Source organism: Billgrantia gudaonensis (genome assembly GCF_900100195.1).
GTDB lineage: Bacteria > Pseudomonadota > Gammaproteobacteria > Pseudomonadales > Halomonadaceae > Halomonas > Halomonas gudaonensis.
In genome coordinates this window covers 44,206-65,360 of record NZ_FNES01000007.1, presented here as the reverse complement: position 1 = coordinate 65,360, position 21,155 = coordinate 44,206, and the positions used below count along the sequence as shown (strand labels likewise).

19 protein-coding genes and 1 riboswitch are annotated in these 21,155 nt (G+C 66.1%); of the genes, 6 read left to right on the top strand and 13 right to left on the bottom strand.

The features are described from left to right. Window positions 1-7: 7 nt before the first annotated feature. The 5 genes from BLP96_RS09905 to BLP96_RS09885 form a co-directional block, all read right to left on the bottom strand. Window positions 8-967: a TAXI family TRAP transporter solute-binding subunit gene (locus BLP96_RS09905; RefSeq protein WP_089685657.1), complete on the bottom strand. Its 960-nt coding sequence runs from the start codon at window positions 965-967 to the stop codon at window positions 8-10. A gap of 161 nt (window positions 968-1,128) precedes the next feature. Next, window positions 1,129-2,340: an NnrS family protein gene (locus tag BLP96_RS09900; RefSeq protein ID WP_089685656.1), complete on the bottom strand. Its 1,212-nt coding sequence runs from the start codon at window positions 2,338-2,340 to the stop codon at window positions 1,129-1,131. A gap of 211 nt (window positions 2,341-2,551) precedes the next feature. Next, on the bottom strand, window positions 2,552-3,541 hold the full coding sequence (locus tag BLP96_RS09895; protein WP_089685654.1) for an ABC transporter substrate-binding protein: 990 nt from the start codon (window positions 3,539-3,541) through the stop codon (window positions 2,552-2,554). Further along, a complete protein-coding gene (locus BLP96_RS09890; RefSeq protein WP_089685652.1) occupies window positions 3,538-4,278 on the bottom strand; it encodes an ABC transporter ATP-binding protein in 741 nt (246 codons plus the stop codon). Before BLP96_RS09890 ends, BLP96_RS09895 begins: the two co-directional genes overlap by 4 nt. Next, the gene (locus tag BLP96_RS09885; protein WP_089685650.1) at window positions 4,278-5,072 is read right to left on the bottom strand and encodes an ABC transporter permease; all 795 of its coding nucleotides are present in this window, start codon (window positions 5,070-5,072) and stop codon (window positions 4,278-4,280) included. Before BLP96_RS09885 ends, BLP96_RS09890 begins: the two co-directional genes overlap by 1 nt. Before the next feature lie 201 nt (window positions 5,073-5,273). Between BLP96_RS09885 and BLP96_RS09880 the strand changes: the two genes are divergently transcribed. Beyond that, window positions 5,274-7,349, top strand: a complete 2,076-nt coding sequence (locus BLP96_RS09880) for a TonB-dependent receptor (protein WP_089685648.1) — start codon at window positions 5,274-5,276, stop codon at window positions 7,347-7,349. Window positions 7,350-7,442: 93 nt separating this feature from the next. Next, window positions 7,443-7,757 carry an XRE family transcriptional regulator gene (locus BLP96_RS20490; protein ID WP_340147967.1) on the top strand — a complete coding sequence of 105 codons (315 nt, stop codon included), beginning with the start codon at window positions 7,443-7,445 and terminating at the stop codon, window positions 7,755-7,757. A gap of 107 nt (window positions 7,758-7,864) precedes the next feature. Here the strand turns inward: BLP96_RS20490 and BLP96_RS20120 are convergent, their stop codons facing one another. Both BLP96_RS20120 and ilvD read right to left on the bottom strand, forming a co-directional pair. Continuing rightward, complete coding sequence (locus BLP96_RS20120; RefSeq protein ID WP_089685644.1) at window positions 7,865-8,053, bottom strand: hypothetical protein; 189 nt, start codon at window positions 8,051-8,053, stop codon at window positions 7,865-7,867. A gap of 119 nt (window positions 8,054-8,172) precedes the next feature. Then, entirely contained in the window at window positions 8,173-9,861 is a 1,689-nt protein-coding gene (gene ilvD, locus BLP96_RS09865; protein WP_089685642.1) for a dihydroxy-acid dehydratase, read from the bottom strand. A 152-nt stretch (window positions 9,862-10,013) separates the two neighbouring features. Between ilvD and BLP96_RS09860 the strand changes: the two genes are divergently transcribed. Continuing rightward, a complete protein-coding gene (locus tag BLP96_RS09860; RefSeq protein WP_089685639.1) occupies window positions 10,014-10,688 on the top strand; it encodes a hypothetical protein in 675 nt (224 codons plus the stop codon). Window positions 10,689-10,693: 5 nt separating this feature from the next. Here the strand turns inward: BLP96_RS09860 and BLP96_RS09855 are convergent, their stop codons facing one another. Beyond that, on the bottom strand, window positions 10,694-12,082 hold the full coding sequence (locus BLP96_RS09855) for an SLC5/6 family protein (RefSeq protein ID WP_089685637.1): 1,389 nt from the start codon (window positions 12,080-12,082) through the stop codon (window positions 10,694-10,696). Further along, window positions 12,072-12,188, bottom strand: a riboswitch (TPP riboswitch). (Overlaps the previous gene by 11 nt.) Window positions 12,189-12,334: 146 nt before the next feature. Here BLP96_RS09855 and BLP96_RS09850 point away from each other — a divergent pair. Beyond that, the gene (locus tag BLP96_RS09850; protein ID WP_089685635.1) at window positions 12,335-13,021 is read left to right on the top strand and encodes a hypothetical protein; all 687 of its coding nucleotides are present in this window, start codon (window positions 12,335-12,337) and stop codon (window positions 13,019-13,021) included. 15 nt (window positions 13,022-13,036) lie between these two features. On the opposite strand, the gene BLP96_RS09845 is transcribed toward BLP96_RS09850, so the two are convergent. Both BLP96_RS09845 and BLP96_RS09840 read right to left on the bottom strand, forming a co-directional pair. Next, window positions 13,037-13,636, bottom strand: a complete 600-nt coding sequence (locus BLP96_RS09845) for a peroxidase-related enzyme (protein ID WP_089685633.1) — start codon at window positions 13,634-13,636, stop codon at window positions 13,037-13,039. A 194-nt stretch (window positions 13,637-13,830) separates the two neighbouring features. Then, window positions 13,831-15,330 carry a CoA-acylating methylmalonate-semialdehyde dehydrogenase gene (locus BLP96_RS09840; RefSeq protein ID WP_089685631.1) on the bottom strand — a complete coding sequence of 500 codons (1,500 nt, stop codon included), beginning with the start codon at window positions 15,328-15,330 and terminating at the stop codon, window positions 13,831-13,833. Window positions 15,331-15,517: 187 nt separating this feature from the next. Between BLP96_RS09840 and BLP96_RS09835 the strand changes: the two genes are divergently transcribed. Together BLP96_RS09835 and katG are read left to right on the top strand one after the other, a co-directional pair. Next, entirely contained in the window at window positions 15,518-16,507 is a 990-nt protein-coding gene (locus BLP96_RS09835) for a LysR family transcriptional regulator (RefSeq protein ID WP_089685629.1), read from the top strand. A gap of 190 nt (window positions 16,508-16,697) precedes the next feature. Further along, a complete protein-coding gene (katG, locus tag BLP96_RS09830) occupies window positions 16,698-18,881 on the top strand; it encodes a catalase/peroxidase HPI (protein WP_089685627.1) in 2,184 nt (727 codons plus the stop codon). Between the two features lie 136 nt (window positions 18,882-19,017). Here the strand turns inward: katG and BLP96_RS09825 are convergent, their stop codons facing one another. From BLP96_RS09825 to BLP96_RS09815, 3 genes are read right to left on the bottom strand one after another with little or no spacing between them, the layout of a single operon-like run. Next, entirely contained in the window at window positions 19,018-19,686 is a 669-nt protein-coding gene (locus BLP96_RS09825) for an amino acid ABC transporter permease (protein ID WP_089685625.1), read from the bottom strand. Window positions 19,687-19,689: 3 nt separating this feature from the next. Continuing rightward, entirely contained in the window at window positions 19,690-20,430 is a 741-nt protein-coding gene (locus tag BLP96_RS09820) for an amino acid ABC transporter ATP-binding protein (RefSeq protein ID WP_089685623.1), read from the bottom strand. 19 nt (window positions 20,431-20,449) lie between these two features. Continuing rightward, window positions 20,450-21,118, bottom strand: a complete 669-nt coding sequence (locus BLP96_RS09815; RefSeq protein ID WP_089685621.1) for an amino acid ABC transporter permease — start codon at window positions 21,116-21,118, stop codon at window positions 20,450-20,452. Window positions 21,119-21,155 lie beyond the last annotated feature (37 nt).

The window sequence follows — 21,155 nt, the reverse complement described above, 5'->3', positions numbered from 1 at the left end:
ACCACGCTCAGGGGCGCTGGTGGTCGGCGATCTCGGCATCCACTTCTTCGTAGTAGCGCAGCGCGCCGGGGTGGAAGGCGATCGGCGTGGAGTCGGTGCTGAACTTCACGGTGGTGTCGTTGGCTGCCGGATGCACCTCGATCAGTTCGTCGGTGCGCTCGAAGAGCATCTTGGTGATCTGGTAGGCCAGCTCTTCGTCCATTTCGCTGCTCACCGCCAGCACGTTGGGAATGCCGATGGTCTGAACGCCTTCCTCCATGCCTTCGTAGAGGCCGGCGCGCAGCTCGTAGGGAGCGAACACCGACACGGCTTCGCGAGCGTTGGCGACTTCCTCGTCGGACAGCCCGATCAAGCGGATGTCGCGAGTGGTGGCCAGGTTCATGATCGAGCTGGTGGGGGGACCCACGCTCCAGAAACCGGCGTCGATGTCGCCGTCGCGGATGGCATCGGCGGTCTCGTTGAAATTGAGACGACGCGGGTCGATGTCATCGTAAGTGATGCCGTTGGACTCGAGCACCGCGCGAGCATTGAGCTCGGTGCCGCTACCGGGTGCACCCACGGAGACCACCTTGCCCTCGAGGTCGGAGAGCGATTCGATGCCGGAATCGGCCAGGGTGACGATCTGCACCGCGTTGGGATAGACGGAGGCCAGGGCGCGGATGTTCTCGAGCTGACGGCCCTCGAAGTCACCGGTGCCACTGTAGGCCTGATGGACGGTATCGGCCAGGGCCAGGGCCATGTCGGAATCGCCGCGCCATACCAGCCCCATGTTCTCCACCGAAGCGCCGGTGACCTCGGCCACCGCCTCATAGCCCTCGATGTGCTCGCCGATCATCTCGGCCATGCCACCCCCCAAGGGGTAATAGGTGCCGCCGGTGCCGCCGGTGGCAATGGACAGCTGCTGGGCCGAAGCCAAGGGCGCCGTGGCCAGCAGGGATACTGCCGCAATGTATGTCAGAGCTCGCATGGGATGTCTCCCTCCTGAAACGGGATCGTTTGTGATTATCGATTCCTGCCCGGTGCCTCCGGGCACTGCAAGAACCTAGCATGCCCGCATCGGACACGGCCAACCGGCATTTTCTACGTTTCAGGATAGTCGTTCACGAGAGCGCGCCAGGCTGGCCGGCATCATCCGGGCAGGCCATCCGGTCGCGCCCGACACAGCATGCCCGCATAGCTCAGCACATACAGGCCATAGGCCAGCAGCCATAGCAGCGCCGGGAGCACCACGCCCAGCACCAGGTAATGCTGCGGCCAGACCAGGGGCACGCCATTGCGCAGCAGCGTGGCGCCAAGCAGGCAGCCGAGCGCTCCCCAGATCGGGCGCGGCAGCTGCAGCGGACGGCCGGTATGGCGCAGGCCGGCGATGCAGAACACCGCCAGCACGGCGGTACCGATGGCCCCGAGGAACAGCACATGACGACCGGCATAGGAGGGCAAGCCGTCGAGCAGCGCCGACAGCCCCACCAGTGCCAGCCCCAGCGTGATCCACGCATAGGCCAGAGTGAGCAGCAGCAGGTAGAGCCGCCCCATGGCCCTCCCCCAGGGCCACTCGGCGAGACGATCGGCCTGGGCCGCGGCCGCCGCCAGGGCAATCCAGCCGGTGACCGGATGACCACGCGCCAGGAAGTCGGCAACCACGAACGCCAACAGAGTGGCCACCGCCAGATGCTCGCGCGCCGCGGTGAACCGCGGTGTCCAGCCGGCACTGCTCGCCTGCATCGCGGCCATGGCCACCACCCGAACGATGCGCGAGGCGGTCACGGCGATCATCACCAGCAGCAGATTGGCTGCCAGATGCAACCAGTCGAGCGGCGCGAAGCGCATCGGCAGCGCACCCAGCCAGGCTAGTGAGAAACCGCATTGGGCGATGACGAACAGCAACAGCAGGGCGCCCAGGCTGAGATGGCGCCGCCCCTCGAGAGACACCAGGGCGGGTAGCGCCCAGGCCACCAGCGTCAACGGAAACGCCAGGTTGGCGACCACCACCAGCACGGGCGAAAACCACCCGGCCAGCCACATCGCCACGCGTCCGACCAGCCATAGCAGCACCAGCGCCACCAGAGGCAGCCCGGTCACGGGTGCCACCTTCGCCCAGGAAGGAATGGCGGTGAGCAGAAATCCGGCGAGCGCTGCGGCCACGAAACCGAAGAGCATCTCGTGGGCGTGCCAAAGCAGGGGCGGCATGCCGGTATCCAGGGTCAGCTGCTGCAGCAGCCCGCCCACCCAGGGCACTAGTGCCAGCGGCGCATAGATCGCAGCGAGCAGGAAGAAAGGGCGAAATCCGTAGGCCAGCAGCGCCACGCGCTGGCCGGGAATCGCCACTGACGAAGCGGTCATGGGATCTCCTCCGAGAGGCTAATGCAGTTAGCGGCACGGCTCGAGGCTGATCCGGCGACAGGGCTGCGAGGGGGCGCTGTGACCCCCTCCCTGGGCGCTACGTTTGCCATCCATGGCAAATGCCCCCCTCTCCGCCCTGTCCCCGGCGTCTCTCGCTTGGGCAACTGTGCAGCCTCGAAAACGGCCGATAATCGACTGGCAATACAGCGATTCAAGCCTTGTCCAGATAGAAAGCATCGTCCGGCAGACCACCACCGATGAAGCCGCTGGAGAGTTCGGCCAGTGCCGAGAAGAAGGCTTCCAGCGCCGGACGGGCCTCCTGGGCCGTACGCATCTCCAGCCGGGTGCGAGCGATGGCCCCTTCGAATACCGGGGCCGGTAGCGGCGCATGCTCGGCACCGAGCCGAGCCGCCGCACCGGGATTGGCATTGACCCAAGCCACCGCTTCGCCCACCGCCGCCTGCACGGCGGCGATCCATTCGGGGTGCGCTTCGAGCAGTTCGCGCCGACAGATCACGCCGGCCTGCGGCAACGCCGGGGCGTCCCCGGTGAGACGCGCCCACTCCTGCTGCAGATCGAGCTCGAGCGGCTCGATCCCCAGCGAACCGGCCTGGCGGCGAGTCGCAGTGCGCATCGGCTCGGGCAGCACGGCGGCATCCAGGCGCTGGGCCAGAAAGAGCTGCACGGTCTCGAAGGGGCTCGCTTGATAAGTGATCCGCAGGTCGCGACCCACCTCGAGTCCTTCGCGGGCCAGCAGGTAGCGCAGCACCAGGTCCGGCATGTCGCCCCGCCACGGCACCCCGACCTGACGCCCGGCCAGATCGGCGAGGCCGGACAGGGGCGCCTCGCGGGCCAGCACCCCCAGGGTGCCCCACACGTTGACGTTCATCAGCACCACCGGCACGCCACGGTTGTAGAGGTTGGCCGCGACATTGGTTGGCGTGGCGGTCAGTTGCACCTCGCTGCCGGCGATCCAGGCGCGCAACTGGTCGGGGTCGCGCCAGTCGCGCAGTTCGCTGCCGCCCACCAGGGCATCCAGGCGTTCGTCCTGCAGGGCACGCACCAGGATCACCTGGGGCAGGCCCAGCGGCGTCGCGGCGCGCAGCCCGGGCCCGGTGGCCAGGCCGATTCCCGGCAGAACGGCCAGGGAGGCGGTTGCGGCGGCAAACTGCAACAGCTGGCGGCGTCGGCGGTCGATCATGGGGTCACCTCATCGGTTCGAAACAGGAAGCTCTCGGCAACGGCGGGATGTCGCAGCAGGGCACCGGCGGCCTCGTAAAGGAAAGCGGCGTCGCGCTCGGCGAAGGGACGCTCGACGTGTGCCTCATGAACGATGCGACCCGGTGCCGGCGACAGCACCACCACCCGGTGCCCCAGGCGCAACGCTTCGGTCAGGTCATGGGTGACCAGCAACGAGGCGATGCCGCGACGCGCCAGCAGATCGAGCAACAGTGCCTGAGCTTCGCTGCGCAGGCCCACGTCCAGGGCACTGAAGGGCTCGTCGAGGAGCAGGCAATCGGCCTCCACCGCCAGGGCGCGAGCCAGAGCGACGCGCTGCTGCATGCCGCCGGAGAGTTCGTGGGGAAAGCGGTCATGGCATTCGGCGAGCCCCAGTTCGGCGGCCAGCGAGCGAGCGCGAGCCAGACGCTCGCGACGCGGCACGCCGGCCGCCTTGAGCCCCAGACCGATGTTGTCGAGCAGGCGGCGCCAGGGCAGCAGACGCCCTTCCTGGAAGACCACGGCGCTGCGGTGGAAACCGTCGTTGACACGTCCCTCGGCAGGGCCGACCAACCCCGCGGCGATGCGCAGCAGCGTGGTCTTGCCGCAGCCCGAAGGCCCCACCAGGCAGACCGATTCGCCCGGCGCGAGCGTCAGACTCACGCCGTCGAGCACGCGGCTCATGCCGAAAGCGTGGCCTATGGCATCGAGCTCGAGCATCACCCAGCCCTCCGCCCGGCCTGACGCCAGGGCTCCATGCGCCGCTGCAAGGGACGCAGCAGGCCGTGCTCGGCGACGATCAGCAGCACCACCACCAGCACTATCCAGGCCATCGCCGCCGCGGTGTCGAGATTGACGCGGGCCACCGCCAGGCCGGCACCGATGCCTTCCTCGGCGGCGAACAACTCGGCCATCACCGCCACCTTCCAGGCCACGCCCAGCGCCGTGATCAGCGCTGGAAAGACGTAGGAAACGATGTGCGGCAGGTGGAAATCGACCAGACGCATCAACGGCGGCACCCGGAAGGCATCGGCCATCTCCTGCAGGCGGCGATCGCGCGTCAGCGCGCCCATCTGCGCCCCGGCGAAGGCCACCGGCAGAGTAGTGGCCATCACCGTATAGATCGTCGCCGCCGAGCCGCTGCCGAACCACAGGATGGCGAGCACGATCCAGGCGATCGGCGGAATGCCCAGCAGCACCGTCGAGACCGGTTCCAGGGCCCGCCCCAGGGTGCGCGAAAGCCCCGCCAGAAGACCCAGCGCGATGCCCGCCAGCGCTGCCAGGGCGAAACCCGACATCGCACGCCAGGTGGTGGCCCATACCGCAGTGGCCGCTTCGCCCTGCCGCACCAACTGCGCCAACGCCGCCAAGGCATCGCGCGGGCCCGGCAACAGGAAACTGCCATAGGCCTGGCTGCCCCATTCCCATAACGCCACGAAAAGCAGCACACCGGTACAGCTACCGCCCCAGCTCAGCAGCGTTGCGACGCCCCGCGCCGCTCGCGACCGCTTCATACGTCTCTCCACGAAACGAACAAGAATGATTGCATTTTGCTTCAGCAGGCGAAGCACCGCGTTGACGCCGGTCAATCGACGACGCGGTGCCGATGCCATCCTTTCCGCCTGCCGCCCGAAACGACGCTCTTCTGACATGGATCAAAACGCGAATCCGTATAAATTGCATTATAATTGCATCTTTTGATCAGGAGGAACCCCATGCGACCATCGACCACCCTCGCCCCGCTGGCCCTGGGCGTCGCGACGGCAATCAGCCCCCTGGCAGGCGCCGAGACGACCCCCGACTACGCCCTGCCGAGCCTCACCGTCACCGCCAAGGGCTATGCCGCCGACGAACTCGACACCCCCAAGGCCACCCTGCGCCTCGACCCCGAATCCGCCGCCGTGGCCGAAAGCGTCGGAAGCCTGTTCCGCGGACAGCCGGGCACCGCCGTGTACAGCGACGGCGCCTGGGGGCAGAACCCGGTGCTGCGCGGCTTGAAGAAGGAGAGCATCGTGCTGCAGGTGGACGGCGTGCGCGTCAACTCGGCCCAGCCGGCTGGAGCCCTGGCCTCTTTTGCCAGCCTCGGCCTGCTCGACAGCGTCGAGGTGGTGAAGGGCCCCGGCTCGGTGCTGCACGGCAGCGGAGCCCTGGGCGGCGCGGTCAACCTGCGCACGCCAGACGCCGAGTTCACCCCCGAACCGTCCATCAACGGGCGCTTCGCCACCAGCGCCGGCAGCGTCGACGAGAGCCTCGGCGGCGGCGCCGTGGTGCAACTCGCCAATCGCGATCACGCCCTGGTGCTGGGCGGCACCGCGCGTGACGTGAGCGACTACGACACCCCCGAAGGGCGCGTCGACAACAGCGGCTTCGAGTCCGGCGCCTTCCTGCTCAAGTACGCCTTCCGCCTGGCCGACGACCACCGCCTCACGCTCAACGTCCAGAACCAGGAGGACCGCGACGTCTGGTATCCCGGCTCGCGAAAACTCGCTCCGGCCGCGCCGCTCGGCACCCTGACCATCCATTCGCCGCGTCAACAGCGCGAACTCTACGAGGTGGGATACGAAGGCAAGGTAGGCCCCGGCACCCTGGAAGCGAGCCTGTATCGCCAGGAGATGTATCGCGAGATCCGCGCCTGGTCCAGCGGCCTCGAGCGCAACCAGGTGTGGAACGACGTCACCTTCACCACCGATGGCATCCGCACCCAGTACCGTCTGCCGCTGGGCGAGCGCCACCTGCTCACCCTGGGTGCCGAAGCCTGGGAAATGAGCGGCGATCCGCAACGCTTCAGCTACCGGGGCATGAGCGACGATGTGGTCGCCAATTCACCGTTCCGCGACGGCGAGATCGAGAGCCGCGGCCTCTTCGTCCAGGACGAGGTGCTGTTCGACGACTGGACGCTGCTGGCCGGCGCCCGCTACGACAGCACCAGTGGCGATGCCGCCATCAAGGGCAACGGCGCGAATGCCACCCGCGACGGCCTGGACGACACCAGCGACACCCTCTCCTGGTCGCTGGGTGCGATCTACAACGTCTCACCGCTGGTCAACCCCTATGTCAGCCTGGGCTCGGCCTACCGCGCCCCGGACATGCGCGAGCGCTTCGAGGACGCCACCCGCGGCGACGGCTATTATCACATCGGCAACCCGCAGCTCGACCCCGAACGCTCCACCAGCCTCGAGATCGGCCTGAAGGGGCGCAGCGAGCGCGGCGAATACCGCCTGGCGGCCTTCCATACCCGCATCGACGACTACATCGCCGGGCGGGTGACCGGCGACATCAATCCGCAAGGGTTGCCGATCAAGCGCACCGAAAACCTCGACCGGGTCGAGATACAGGGCGTGGAGGCGGGCTTCACCCTACCCCTGGACGGGCAACTGGCCGGCGGTCACTGGCAGCTGGACGGCAGCCTGACCTGGCTGCGTGGCACCAACGAGCAGGACGACGAACCGCTCTACCAGATGCCAGCCCCGGAGGCCACGCTGGGCATCGGTCAGCAGCCGCCGTCCGGCTTCCACTGGCATGCCCAGTTGCGTGCCGTCGATGGGCAGGATCGTACCGCCGACACCTTCTCGGGCGGCACAGAGCGCGCCACGTCGGGCTATGCCACGGCCGACCTGGGCCTGGGCTGGCGTTTCGGCGAGACCGCGGGGCTGTCGTCCCTGGAGGTGGGCCTGGACGTCAACAACCTCTTCGACCGTGGCTACCGCGAACACCTGACCGACCAGCCCGTGAACGGCGAACTGTTGGCTCCCGGCTTCGGCATGGTGGCCACTCTGCGCGGCCGTTTCTGACCGTTTCCCCGCCGTCCGGCAGTCGGGCGGCGGGGGCAGCGAGCCGACGAAAATCATGGGTCGCAGGGCTGGAAAAAAAGACGCTTTCCTTCCATGATGTGGAGGTCGTCATTTCCTCAGTGGAGCATCATGAGTACGGCACGTCCGACACCCAGCGCGGAGCGCAGCGAACCTCCGCCTAGTTGCCCTGGCCTCGACGTCAGGGATTTGGAAAAACGTACACGCCTCATGCGCATCGTTACCCGGCTGATAGCGGTCTCCGACCTCGGCAGCCGCGACATCGCCCGCCGCGCCGGCCTACCGGTGCAAAAGATCAGCGATCTGCTCGCCGGTCGCCTGGAGCACCTTTCGCTGGACGAGCTGCGCCTCGTCTACCGCACCATCGACCCGGATGGCGCCCCGCACTAGCTAGCCAGCCCGCAACAGCCGCTCGAACGAACCACGCCTCGTCGGAAAGACGAGGCGTGGTTCGGCTTGCAGCCAGTGCAACGCGACGGCGGCGATGAAGCGCCCGGTCAGCTCTCGCGCTGCTCGTAGGCTTCGGCCGCCTGGACGGCGTCTTTCTTGTTGTCGTGCTGGGAGACGATGACCTCGTTCTCGGGCTCCGTCTCGTCGACGACGTTCCAACCGGTGACATTGTGGTGGATACCGTCGACCTCGTAGATCGGCTCGATGCGCGCCTGCTTGTTGCTCGCCTTGGGCATTCTGCCTCCCACTCCGATGACAATGTCTGAGGTGTTTTCCGTCAACCTAGCCAAGGTACCGACGGCTTGCCAACCGTCGCGACGGCGAACCGGCTCCCTCGACGGAATGCCGGCCCGCGTCATCCTTCCTGATCGGTCACCGCTCCGGTACTGGCCGAACTGACCAGCCGAGCGTACTTGGCCAACACGCCGCGGGTGTAGCGCGGCGCCGGCTGTCGCCACGCGGCGCGGCGGCGCATCAGTTCCTCGTCGGAAAGCGCCACCTCGATGGTATCGGCCTCGGCGTCGATGGTGATCACGTCGCCATCCTCCACCAGCGCCAAGGGGCCTCCGTCGAAAGCCTCGGGGGTCACGTGGCCCACCACGAAACCGTGACTACCGCCGGAGAAACGCCCGTCGGTGATCAGCGCCACCTCGCTGCCCAAGCCCCGTCCCATGATCGCCGAAGTGGGAGTGAGCATTTCGCGCATGCCGGGGCCACCGCGCGGCCCCTCGTAGCGGATCACCACCACGTCGCCCGCCACCACGGTGCCGTCGTTGATGCGCGCCTGAGCCTCCTCCTCGGAGCCGAACACCCGTGCGGTGCCGGAGAATCGGGTGCCCTCCTTGCCGGTGATCTTGGCCACCGCCCCCTCCGGCGCCAGGTTGCCATGGAGGATGCGCAGATGACTCTCGGTTTTCACCGGACGCTCCAGCGTCGCGATGATTTTCTGATCGTCGGGATAGGGCGCGACGTCGCTCAAGTTCTCGGCGAGCGTCTTCCCCGTCACCGTCAGGCAATCGCCGTGGAGCAGGCCGGCCTCGAGCAGGGTCTTCATCAGCGGTTGAATGCCACCGATGGCCACCAGCTCGCTCATCATGTAATGGCCACTGGGGCGCAGGTCGGCCACCACCGGCACGCGACGGCCGATGGTGGTGAAGTCGGCGAGCGTGAGCGGCACGCCGATGGTGCGCGCCATGGCGATCAGATGCAGCACGGCATTGGTGGAGCCCCCCAGGGCGATCGCCACGGTGATGGCGTTCTCGAAGGCCTTTCGCGTCATGATGTGCGACGGTCGGATATCGTGTGCCAGCAACTCGAGCACGGCGGCGCCGGCCGCCTCGCAGTCCTCGCGCTTGTCGCGGGAGACGGCGTTCTGAGCCGAGCTGCCGGGCAGGCTCATGCCCAGCGCCTCGATCGCCGAAGCCATGGTATTGGCGGTGTACATCCCACCGCAGGAGCCAGGGCCGGGAATCGCCGTCTCCTCGATCTGCTTGAGTTCGATCCGATCGATGTCACCGCGGCTGTAAGCTCCCATGGCCTCGAACACCGAGACGATATCGGTATGTCCCTTGCCCGGCAGGATGGTGCCGCCATAGACGAAGACGCTCGGTCGGTCGAGGCGCGCCAGCCCCATCAGGCAGCCCGGCATGTTCTTGTCGCAACCGCCGATCGCCACCAGACCGTCGAAGCCCTCGCAACCGGCCACCGTCTCGATGGAGTCGGCGATCACCTCCCGCGAGACCAGCGAGTACTTCATGCCCTCGGTGCCGTTGGCGATACCGTCGGAGATGGTGACGGTGTTGAAGATCACTCCCTTGCCGCCGGCCGCATCGGCACCCGCGCAGGCATGCTCGGCCAGTTCCCCGATATGGCTGTTGCAGGGCGTGACCATGCTCCAAGTCGAGGCGATACCCACCTGGGGCTTGGTGAAGTCGTTGTCGGTGAAGCCCACCGCGCGCAGCATGGCGCGACTGGCCGCCTTGCCGGGGCCATCCACCACCGGGGCGGAGTGACGGCGGCGGGAATCCTGCGGGATATCGCTCATGGGCGGCCTCCTCGGTTCGCTCAGGGAATCTTACAGAGGGTGGCTGCCCGAGCGCCGCCTGACAACTCCCCCGTCGAAAGACAGGGGTCAAACGCCGACGTTTGGCTGCTAGGCTAAGGTATCCACCATCTCGAGAATACACAGGAGACGCTATGCGACCTCTCATCACCGGCCTGCTGATGGCCACCGCCCTGCCCGCCCTCGCCGACGGCATGGCCACCATGGAAAGCGGCAGCGGCCAGAATCACGCCGTGGTGGAAGTGAGCTGGGCGGGAGACGACCTGCGCATGGACTTCCCCGATCAGTCGCAGGCTGGCTTCATGCTGCTCAAGGACGGCGAGGGCTACATGGTCAGCAATATGCAGGGGCAGACCGTGATCATGGAAATGGCCAAGCTCCGGGAAATGGCGGAAGGCATGGCCGGCGATGCCGCTGGCGACCCGGCCATTGCCAGCGAGCAGGCCAGCGAGGTCAACTCGCTGGAAGCCACGGGCGAGACCGAAACCGTGGCCGGGGTCGAGGGCGATATCTACCTAATGTCCTGGACGGACAAGGCCGGCAACCGCCACGAAGACGAGCTGGTGCTCAGCGACGACGCCCGGGTGCGCGAACTCTCGACCGGCTTCGACGCCTACCAGCAGTCGATGACCGGCGAAGCGGATGCCGTCGCCGCTGCCCTGGCCGAGCGCGAGCTGGGCCTGCTGCGCTTCGGCGACCGCTTCCGCCTGACCTCGCTCAGCGGCGAGAGCCCCGACACGGCACGCTTCGAACTGCCCGAAGACGCCCAGACCTTCGAGGACATGATGGGCTCGGCACTGTCCCAATAAGCTCTTCAGCGATGCGCCTGGCGGCACGCCGGCCGGCCCCAGGCGATCGACACGCTGACCAGCGTCGAGGCCACGAGCGCCCCCAGGAAAGGCGGCAGCGTCGGCACCCCGCCGGGGAAGCTAGCCGCCACCAGGCCGGCCGTCAGGCTGCCCTGCACCATCCAGCCCGGCAGCACGGCGCCGGCCATGCCCGCCACGCCGCCGGCCACGGCGGCCAGAGGGCTCATGCGCCGCCACAGTCCCAGCAGCACCGGCACCACGATGGCGGCACACAGCAGATCGGCGATCAGGAACAGACGCAACACCGACAACCCCTGCAGCGCCACGACCACCACCGGCACCATTAGCGCCAGCGTGACCCAGCGCGCCCCACGAATCGCCAGCCCCCGGCGACCACTGCCCGCGACCACCAGCGAGGCAATGCCGTTCTGCAGGGTATCCACGCTGGAAGCCACCAGGGTCACCGCCAGTACCAGCGCCGGTAGCGAGAGCCATCCTGGCGCCTGGGAAAGCAGCGCAAAGAAGGGAATCGGCGGCTCGCCCAACGCCACGCCGCTCATGGCGGCCAGCATGCCCAACCCGCCGACCAGCGCCACGACCAGCACGGTGGTACCTCCGCCCAGCCAGGCACCACGACCCAGCGCCCGATCGTCCCTGGCCGCCCAGACCCGCTGCCAGTAGCCCTGATGGAAGAGGTTGGCGGCCGTCACGGCGATGATCAGGGTCAGCGCCACGCCCAGGGCACTGCCGACGGGAACCGACGGCAGTGCTGCGGCATCGGGCATCGCGGGCAGCCGCACCAGTGCCACGCCCCCCACCACCAGCAGCAGGGCGATCAGCAGCCATGCCTGCCAGCGATCGGTCGCCAGGCTCGCGCGCAGCCCACCCACTGCGGTGTAGAGCAGCGTGGTGACGGCCACGCCGATGATCACCAGCCCCGGCGGCACGTCGGAGAGCAGTGCGGTGATCGAGCCGATGGCGGTCAACTCCGCAGCCAGGAAGCAGGCCATGTAGAGGATCGACACCAGCGACACCCAACGGCGCACGCCGACCCCATAGCAAGCCTCGGCGAACTCCCCGATGCTGCGCCCTTCGGGCAGGCGACGACGAATGGCCGGCCCATAGAGCCCCAGCACGATGAAGGGCAGTGCCGAACCGATGGCATAGCCGGCCAGCGCCAGCGGCCCCACGAAGGCGCCGATTTCCGGCGGCGCGAACAGGATCCAGGCCCCCATCCCCGATGCCAGGAAGGAGAGGCCGAGGGTCTGGGCTCCCTGGGAATTCCGGGCCGTCACATAGTCGTCGAGGGGGCCACCGGCGCGGCGCGCTCTCAGACCCAGAACCGCAAAACACAGCAGCGCCGCGCCGAGCACGGCGGACATCAGATAAGGCATGTCGCACTTCCTCCGCCGGTATCAACCGGATCAGGTTCCAGGGTCAGCGCACGGCGCTTTCTCAGTCTCCGGCCCATCGACGGCCGAGACTCCCCTGGCGACAGTGAATGAATGCAAGCCCGGCAGTGCCGGAAGGTTCATCTTCGGTCGTGGCAGTGCCCCTGTAAAGGTCGCGCAGGCTTCCATCGGCCAGCCCCAATGGTCATACTCCCCATTTGATGCCTGTCGCACGCCAACGACACCGAGACCGCCATGCCTTACTCCGAAGCCAAGGAACACGCCCCCGGCCGCCTGCACGACATCTTCGCCGAGCCCTACACCGCCTTCGGCAACGAGGTCATCGAACGCCTGTTGCACCTGCGCGTGGCCATCGACGCGCTGATCCGTCAGCCCATGGACGAAAGGCGGCTCTGGGTGCGGATCATTCATGGGTGGGAGAACGGTGGCTTCGAACCGGCGGACCTCGAGCACAGCGACCACCGCATCGCTTCGCTGGACGACTTCGCGTCCGTGACCCAGCGCTATCAACGCGCCTTCGAGGCCCAGCAGCCGCTGCCGCAGGACGACGCCACTTCCCTGCTGGCCCAGCCGCTGGCCGAGGCCATCGCCCGCGCCGAAGCCCAAGGTCAGTCTCTCGACGAGGAGACGCGCAACAGCCCCGCACGCTGGCCTGCCTTCGAGCAAGGGCTCTACCTGTATACCTTCTTCAAGGTCTACCACCGCCTCACCTACGGCGAAGACGACACCTACCGCTCCATCTTCTGCGAAACGCCCGAAGGCCCTCGTGAGATTCACGAATTCCACGTCGAGGAGGGCGAATTCGCCGTGGTGGCACCCACCCATGGCGCCAGCGGCGATACGCTCATGGTCCTGCACATCAGCCAGCTGGCGCCGGTCCTGCAGTTGCTGGAGGAGTGCCGGCTCGCCGCGCGGCGCTGATCCAACGCCGGGAGGCTACCGCTCCGCTGGCTTCTCTCGCGGCACCCGCCCCATGAGGTAGAACTCCGGATTGGGCGGCGTGCCGGTGAGCGAGACCAAGCGATTGGAGAGGGCAAAGAAGGCAGCGATGGCACCGATGTCCCAGATGTCGTCGCGCGTGAAACCCACCTCGATCAGCCGCATTTCCCATTCGTCGTCGAGCTCGCCCACCTCCAGGCCACAGTACACAGCGAAATCGAGCATCACGCGATGCCGCTCGCTGAGCGGCGCGGTGCGATGGTTGACCGCGACCTGGTCGGCGAGCAGCGGGTTCTTGCCGTAGATGCGCACCAGCGCGCCATGGGCCACCACGCAGTAGAGGCAGCGATTGCGGGCGCTGGTGGTCACCACGATCATCTCCTTCTCGGCTTTGGTGAGGGTGTCCGACTCTCGCTCCATCAAGGCGTCGTGATAGGCGAAGAAGGCACGGAACTCGTCCGGCCGATGTGCCAGCATCAGGAAGACGTTGGGCACGAAGCCGGCCTTCTCCTGCACGGCGAAAATGGCATCGCGAACGTCGGTAGGCAGATCCTCGAGGTTCTCGGGCACGGGGAAACGGCTGATGGCGGCGGTCATGACGACTCCTGGTGTTGTGGTTGTTGCCGACTCCATCAAAATAGCAGTTAACGTCAACGTAAACACTGCCTGCAAAAGTCGAACCCCGAACCTTCCTCATGCCGCTGCCAGTGCAGCACATCCCTACACCCAAACGGCCCCGCCTCTGGCGAGGCGGGGCCGTGGTGATGCCAGTCGTGACCAGGCGAGGAACGTCAGCTCAGCGAGATCGTGCTGTTGATGCCGCTGGAGACGTTTTCCGGCTCGAACCAGCGAGCGGTGACGGTCTTGGTCTGTGTCCAGAAGGCAATGGCCTGCTTGCCGTTGGGTCCCAGGTCGCCCAGCTTCGAGGCCCGCGAGCCGGTGAAGCTGAAATAGGCCACCGGCACCGGAATCGGCACGTTGATGCCCACCTGGCCGACGTCGATGTCGGTCTCGAAGCGGCGTGCCACCCAGCCGGAATTGGTGAAGATGGAGGTGCCGTTGCCGTTGGGGTTGGCATTGATGAACTCGATCGCCTCGTCCAGGGTGTCGACGCTCACCACGCACAGCACCGGTCCGAAGATCTCCTCGCGGTAGATGGTCATCTCGGCGGTCACATCACTGAACAGGGTGGGGCCGACGAAGTTGCCGTCGGGATAGCCCTCCACCTGACATCCGCGACCGTCCACCAGCAGCCTGGCTCCCTCCTGCTCGCCGGTGGCGATCAAGCGTTCCACGCGCTCCTTGGCCGCTGGCGAGACCAGCGGGCCGAGATCGGCATCGCGCTGGGTGCCGGGGCCCACCTTCATGTTGCGTGCACCCTCGACGATGTCATCCAGCCATTCGCGGGCATCCCCCACCAGCACCACCACGGAATTGGCCATGCAGCGCTGGCCGGCGGCACCGAAGGCGGAACCGAGCAGGTTGTTGATGGCCTGGCTGCGGTTGGCATCGGGCATCACCACGCAGTGGTTCTTGGCCCCCATCATCGACTGCATGCGCTTGCCGGCGGCAGCGGCGCGATTGTAGAGCAGTGAACCCACGTGGGTGGAACCGATGAAGGAGAGCGCCTTGATGTCGGCGTGATCGGCGATCTGGTTGGCTACGTCGGGCCCACCGTGCACCACGTTGAGCACGCCCGCCGGGATACCCGCTTCGTGGGCCAGCTCGACCAGGCGCATGGTGGAACTCGGATCCTGTTCGGAGGGCTTGAGCACGAAGGTGTTGCCGGTGGCGATGGCCAGCGGGAACATGAAGCAGGGCAGCATGATCGGGAAGTTGAAGGCGGTGATGCCGGCGCCCACACCCAGCGGCTGGTGCATGGTGTAGACGTCCACTTCGCTGGCGGCGTTCTCGGCCAGTTCGCCCAGCTGCAGGCTGGTGATCGAACAGGCATGCTCCACCACTTCCAGTCCCCGACCCACCTCGCCGGCAGCATCGGGCAGGGTCTTGCCGTGTTCCTCGGTGATCAGCGCAGCCAGCTCGTCGGTGTTCTCGCGGATCAGCGCCTGCAGCTTGAGCATGATGCGCATGCGCTTGGCCAGCGGCACCTTGCGCCACTCCTTGAAGGCCGCCTTGGCGCTGGCTACGGCACGCTCCACTTCATCGGCAGTGCAGAACGGCACCCGCGCGACCACTTCCTGAGTAGCCGGGTTGACCACGTCGCGCCAGTCCCCGCTCTGGGACGGGACGGCCTGGCCGTCGATGTACATGGGAATTTCGCGAACGGACATGGTGGCGTACTCCTCTCTCGAGACGATCTTGAGTTGTTGTGGCGACACGACGTGCGATTAGACTTTATGTGTATAAAAACACGAAGTGAGTTATCATTGAGTCTATCCAGACGTCGGATGGCGTGACAACGGGCACTCAGGCACATTGCTTGTGCGCTCATGCACAGAACGCCCCGGAGCCGCCCCCATGCTCGACTGGCAGGACATTCACATCTTCCTCGAGGTGGCACGCAGCCAGCGTCTGACCGATGCCGCCCGCCGCCTGGGGCTGGACCACTCGACCCTGTCGCGGCGTACGCGCCGCTTCGAACGGCAGCTCAATACCCAGCTCTTCGAGCGTAGCACCCACGGCTACCACCTCACCGAAGCCGGCCAGCAATTGCTCGCCCATGCCGAAGAGATGGCTCGTCACGCCTTCGAGGCCAGCGAGAACCTCACCGACAAGAACCACCAGATCAGCGGCCAGATCCGTCTGGGAGTGACCGAAGGCTTCGGCACCTGGGTGATCGCCCCGCTGCTCTCGGCCTTCTGCGAGCGACACCCCGGCATCACTCTGGACCTGCTCGCCCTGCCGCGAGTGGTCAACCTGAGCCGCCACGAAGCGGATCTGGCCATCACCGTCGAGCGCCCGGCAAGCCCCGGCTTGGTGATCTCGCGGCTGTGCGACTATCGCCTGCGTCTCTACGGCAGCCGCGACTATCTGGCTCGTCATGGCACGCCAGAAACCCTTGCTGCGCTGAGCCGCCATCGGCTGATCGGCTACGTCGACGACCTGATCTTCAGCGAGCAGCTCAATTACCTCGATCCCCTGCTCGACCCGGCGGTGGTCGGCCATCCCGGCCCCCATTTCGCCATGCGCAGCACCAGCGTGACCACTCAGCACGCCGCCTGTCTGCACGGCGCCGGACTGGCGGTACTGCCCTGTTTCATGGCCGCCCCCAGCGCCTCGCTGGTCAACGTGCTGTCGGGCGACGTCGACGTGGTGCGACAGTTCTGGATCACGGCCCGCCAGGAGCAGCGCCAATTGGCCCGCGTTCGCCTGCTGTGGGATTTTCTTCGCGAAGCCCTTGAGATCAATCGGGACTTCCTGATGGGCGAGACCGACACGCTGAGCCTGACAGTCCCCTCACCCCGAGGCTTCGCAGGGCTCGAGCGTGACCGGTCGCATCGGCGATAAGTAATACCTATCGCAACCTTCGGGAATGCTGCATTGAGCCGGTGAGCCAGCAAGAGGTAACTTGTCGAAAGGTAAACGAGGTGCCGCGAGGCCTGGCCAGCCGACTTACCCCCGCATCGTTCGACGGCAACGGAAGGCACGCTCGTTTATTGGCCGAGACGCCATACAGCCTCAAAACCGGGAGAACACCATGAGCGAACAGAACACGGCGGGCAAATGCCCAGTGATGCACGGCGCCAACACCGCGGAAGGCAGCAACAACCTGGACTGGTGGCCGGAATCCCTGAATCTGGACATCCTGCATCAGCACGACCGCAAGACCGACCCGATGGGCGAGGACTTCGACTACCGCCAGGAGGTCAGAAAGCTCGACTTCGAGGCGCTCAAGAAGGACCTCCACGCCCTGATGACCGATAGCCAGTCGTGGTGGCCGGCCGACTGGGGTCACTACGGCGGCTTGATGATCCGCATGTCCTGGCACGCCGCCGGCACCTACCGCGTCGCCGACGGCCGCGGCGGCGGCGGCACCGGAAACCAGCGCTTCGCGCCGATCAACTCCTGGCCCGACAACGCCAGCCTCGACAAGGCACGCCGGCTGCTGTGGCCGATCAAGAAGAAGTACGGCAACAAGCTCAGTTGGGCCGACCTGATCATTCTGGCCGGCAACGTGGCCTATGAATCCATGGGCCTGAAGACCTTCGGCTTCTCCTTCGGCCGCGAAGACATCTGGCACCCCGAGAAGGACATCTACTGGGGCGCCGAGAAGGAGTGGCTGGCCCCCTCCGACGCGCGCTACGGCAACGTCGACAAGCCCGACACCATGGAGAACCCGCTGGCTGCGGTGCAGATGGGGCTGATCTACGTCAACCCGGAAGGGGTGAACGGCAACCCCGACCCGCTCAAGACCGCCGAGCAGGTGCGCGAAACCTTCGCCCGCATGGCGATGAACGACGAGGAGACCGCGGCCCTCACCGCCGGCGGCCACACCGTCGGCAAGTGCCACGGCAACGGCGATGCCGAGGCGCTCGGCGCCGAGCCCGAGGCGGCCGACGTCGAGGAGCAGGGCCTCGGCTGGAGCAACCCCAACATGCAGGGCAAGGCCTCCAGGGCGGTGACCTCCGGTATCGAAGGGGCCTGGACGAAGCACCCTACCCAGTTCGACATGGGCTACTTCGATGCGCTGCTCGACCATGAGTGGGAGGTGCGCAAGAGCCCCGCCGGCGCCAACCAGTGGGAGCCGGTGAACATGAAGGAGGAGGACAAGCCGGTCGATGCCAGCGACCCCTCCATTCGTCACAATCCCATCATGACCGATGCGGACATGGCGATGAAGATGGATCCGACCTATCGGAAGTACATGGAGGCGTTCCGCAAGGATCCCGAGTACTTCCAGGATTGCTTCGCCCGCGCCTGGTTCAAGTTGATCCACCGCGATCTGGGGCCGAAGTCACGCTATATCGGTCCGGACGTTCCGGACGAGGATCTGATCTGGCAGGATCCGGTGCCGGCCGGCAGCACCGACTACTCCATCGAGGCAGCCAAGCAGAAAATCGCCGAGAGCGGGCTGTCCATCGGTGAGATGGTCAGCACCGCCTGGGACAGTGCCCGTACCTTCCGCGGCTCCGACATGCGTGGCGGTGCCAACGGCGCCCGCATTCGCCTGGCTCCGCAGAAGGACTGGGAGGGCAACGAGCCCGAGCGCCTCGCCAAGGTGCTGAAGGTCTACGAGCGGATCGCCGCCGAGACCGGTGCCAGCGTGGCCGACATCATCGTGCTGGGCGGCAGCGTCGGTCTCGAGCAGGCCGCCAAGGCTGCCGGTCACGACATCCTGGTGCCCTTCATTCCAGGCCGCGGTGACGCCACCGACGCGATGACCGACGCCGACTCCTTCCAGTACCTGGAGCCGCTGGCCGATGGCTTCCGCAACTGGCAGAAGAAAGACTACGTGGTCAAGCCCGAGGAGCTGCTGCTCGATCGCGCTCAGTTGATGGGGCTCACCGCCCCCGAGATGACCGTGCTGATCGGCGGCATGCGGGTACTGGGCACCAACCACGGTGGCACCAAGCACGGCGTGTTCACCGACCGGGAGGGTCAACTGACCAACGACTTCTTCGTCAACCTGACCGACATGAACAACGCCTGGAAGCCGGCGGGCAACAATCGCTACGAGATTCGTGACCGCAAGACCGACCAGGTGAAGTGGACCGCCACCCGCATCGACCTGGTGTTCGGCTCCAACTCCATCCTGCGCTCCTACGCCGAGGTGTACGCCCAGGACGACAACCAGGAGAAGTTCGTCAAGGACTTCGTCAAGGCCTGGACCAAGATGATGAACGCCGACCGCTTCGACGTGGAGAAGCTCCAGGAGGCGTGATGACGGCAGCGGCCGGGCGCCCAGCCCGGCCTGTACAGAGACGCCCGGGTGCCGTTCGGCACCCGGGCGTCTTCTCGTTGCCCCTGTGCGTGACCTCTTGCCCGGCCAGGAAGGTCGCTGGGGTAGCCCGTGAGTGTCAGTGGGTCGTCACCCCGGGCACGAAGGTGCGTCGCTCCAGGAGCCCCAGCAGACTCGCCACCGTTGAGGTGAGCGCCAGATAGATCAGCCCTGCCCAGAGAAAGACCAGGAAGAAGTCCAGGGTGCGCGAACCGATATCCGAAGCAATGGAAGTGATCTCCACCACGCCGATGGTGTAGGCGATGGAAGTGAACTTGAGCTCGATGATCGCCTCGTTGGACCACTGCGGGATCACTCGGCGCAGCGCCTGGGGCAGCATGATATGGCGGATCGCCTGCCATTGGCTCATCCCGCATGCCCGTGCCGCCACCAGCTGTCCCTTGGGCACCGACAGCACCGAACCGCGGAAGTACTCGGCCTGGTAGGCCGCACTATTGAGGGTGATCGCGATCACCGCTGCGGTGAAGGCGTCGAACACGATGCCTACGTGGGGCAGCCCCAGATAGATGAAGAACATCTGCACCAGCATGGGCGTGCCGCGAAACAGCTCCACGTAGACGGTGCTGATCCAGTAGAAGAGCCGATTGCCGTAGACCCTGGCCCAGCACAGCACCAACCCCAGGAAAAAGCCCAGCGTGATGGCGATCACCCACAGCGACAGCGTGACCGGTACCCCCTCGAGAAGCTCAGGCAGCCACTCGATGCCGAATTCGATGAATTCCCGCATGGCTCACCCGTGCTCCGCGATGACGTTGAGGAAGGCCCGGGTCCGCTCGTGAGTGGAGTCGTTGAACATGGACTCCGGAGGCCCCTGCTCGACGATGACGCCGTTCTCCATGAAGATGATCTCATCGGCCGCCTGCCTCGCGAAGCTCATCTCGTGGGTGACCACCACCATGGTCATGCCCTCGATGGCCAACTGCTGCATCACCCTCACCACCTCGCCGGTCAACTCCGGGTCCAGCGCCGAGGTAGGCTCGTCGAACAGCAGTACGTCGGGGTCCATCGCCAGGGCCCGAGCAATGGAGACGCGCTGCTGCTGGCCTCCGGAGAGCTCGGCAGGATAGGCGTCGGCCTTGTCACCCAGGCCGACCCGCTCCAGTTCACGACGCGCCCGCTGAGTAGCGGTTTCCTTGTCCACCCCCTTGACCTTGATCTGGCAGATGCGCACGTTGTCGAGCACCGTCAGGTGAGAGAAGAGGTTGAAGTCCTGAAAGACGAAACCCATCCGTGCCCGCATGGCGTCGATGTTGGAGTCCAGCACCTCATCGCCGTTGAGATAGATGCGCCCGGCATCCGGTACCGTGAGGTGATTGATACAGCGCAGCAGGGTGCTCTTGCCGGAACCAGAGGGGCCGATCAGCACCTTGGTCTCACCCTTTTTCAGACTGAAGCCGATGCCCTTGAGCACCTCGAGGCCGTCGTAAGCCTTCTTCACATCCTGCACGTCCAGAATCAGATCGTCGGCCATTATCGGCGTTCCTCTCGCATCATTTTTCGAAGCCCGGCACGGCCAGCTTGCGTTCAAGGGCATACAGCAGGCTGTTGCCTGTCCGATTGAGGATGAAATACAGCAGCGCCACCACGGCGAACACCGTCAACACGTTGCCCTGGGTACTGGTAATGATGTAATGCGCCTGGCGGGTCAGCTCGACCACCCCGATGACATAGGCCAGGGAGGTCTCCTTGATCTCCGAGGAGAACTCGTTGGTCCAGGGACCGATGGCATGCCGCGACGCCTGAGGGAAGACGATGTGGCGAATCGCCTTGACCTTGGACATTCCCATGGCTCGGGCGGCCATCATCTGCCCGGCTGGCACCGACTGGAAGGCACTGCGGAATATCTGCGACTGATAGGCCGCCGAACGCAGCCCCATGGCCAGTATGGCGGCGCCGAAGGCCGAGATGTCGATGACACCCGATATGCCATAGAAGAAGATGAACAGCATGATGATGATCGGCACCCCCCTGAACACCCGCTCATAGAGGGTCAGCGGCCACTGTATCAGCCGGGTCCTGGGGCCATAGAGCTGCACCAGGCAGATAGCCATGCCCAGCACGAAACCGATCGCCAACAGGGCGGCCAACAGCACGATGGCCACCCCCAGCCCCTTCAACAGGAAGGGGAAATCGCGTAGCAGTACGTCGTAGATGTCCATGCCGACTTCCCTGACGTGACGGGCGCCCCCCAAGGGA

Excerpts from the sequence above, each read along its gene's own strand:
- BLP96_RS09905 (WP_089685657.1), bottom strand. The coding sequence starts at position 967 with ATGCGAGCTCTGACATACATTGCGGCAGTATCCCTGCTGGCCACGGCG.
- BLP96_RS09900 (WP_089685656.1), bottom strand. The coding sequence starts at position 2,340 with ATGACCGCTTCGTCAGTGGCGATTCCCGGCCAGCGCGTGGCGCTGCTG.
- BLP96_RS09895 (WP_089685654.1), bottom strand. The coding sequence starts at position 3,541 with ATGATCGACCGCCGACGCCGCCAGCTGTTGCAGTTTGCCGCCGCAACC.
- BLP96_RS09890 (WP_089685652.1), bottom strand. The coding sequence starts at position 4,278 with ATGCTCGAGCTCGATGCCATAGGCCACGCTTTCGGCATGAGCCGCGTG.
- BLP96_RS09885 (WP_089685650.1), bottom strand. The coding sequence starts at position 5,072 with ATGAAGCGGTCGCGAGCGGCGCGGGGCGTCGCAACGCTGCTGAGCTGG.
- BLP96_RS09880 (WP_089685648.1), top strand. The coding sequence starts at position 5,274 with ATGCGACCATCGACCACCCTCGCCCCGCTGGCCCTGGGCGTCGCGACG.
- BLP96_RS20490 (WP_340147967.1), top strand. The coding sequence starts at position 7,443 with ATGATGTGGAGGTCGTCATTTCCTCAGTGGAGCATCATGAGTACGGCA.
- BLP96_RS20120 (WP_089685644.1), bottom strand. The coding sequence starts at position 8,053 with ATGCCCAAGGCGAGCAACAAGCAGGCGCGCATCGAGCCGATCTACGAG.
- ilvD (WP_089685642.1), bottom strand. The coding sequence starts at position 9,861 with ATGAGCGATATCCCGCAGGATTCCCGCCGCCGTCACTCCGCCCCGGTG.
- BLP96_RS09860 (WP_089685639.1), top strand. The coding sequence starts at position 10,014 with ATGCGACCTCTCATCACCGGCCTGCTGATGGCCACCGCCCTGCCCGCC.
- BLP96_RS09855 (WP_089685637.1), bottom strand. The coding sequence starts at position 12,082 with ATGCCTTATCTGATGTCCGCCGTGCTCGGCGCGGCGCTGCTGTGTTTT.
- BLP96_RS09850 (WP_089685635.1), top strand. The coding sequence starts at position 12,335 with ATGCCTTACTCCGAAGCCAAGGAACACGCCCCCGGCCGCCTGCACGAC.
- BLP96_RS09845 (WP_089685633.1), bottom strand. The coding sequence starts at position 13,636 with ATGACCGCCGCCATCAGCCGTTTCCCCGTGCCCGAGAACCTCGAGGAT.
- BLP96_RS09840 (WP_089685631.1), bottom strand. The coding sequence starts at position 15,330 with ATGTCCGTTCGCGAAATTCCCATGTACATCGACGGCCAGGCCGTCCCG.
- BLP96_RS09835 (WP_089685629.1), top strand. The coding sequence starts at position 15,518 with ATGCTCGACTGGCAGGACATTCACATCTTCCTCGAGGTGGCACGCAGC.
- katG (WP_089685627.1), top strand. The coding sequence starts at position 16,698 with ATGAGCGAACAGAACACGGCGGGCAAATGCCCAGTGATGCACGGCGCC.
- BLP96_RS09825 (WP_089685625.1), bottom strand. The coding sequence starts at position 19,686 with ATGCGGGAATTCATCGAATTCGGCATCGAGTGGCTGCCTGAGCTTCTC.
- BLP96_RS09820 (WP_089685623.1), bottom strand. The coding sequence starts at position 20,430 with ATGGCCGACGATCTGATTCTGGACGTGCAGGATGTGAAGAAGGCTTAC.
- BLP96_RS09815 (WP_089685621.1), bottom strand. The coding sequence starts at position 21,118 with ATGGACATCTACGACGTACTGCTACGCGATTTCCCCTTCCTGTTGAAG.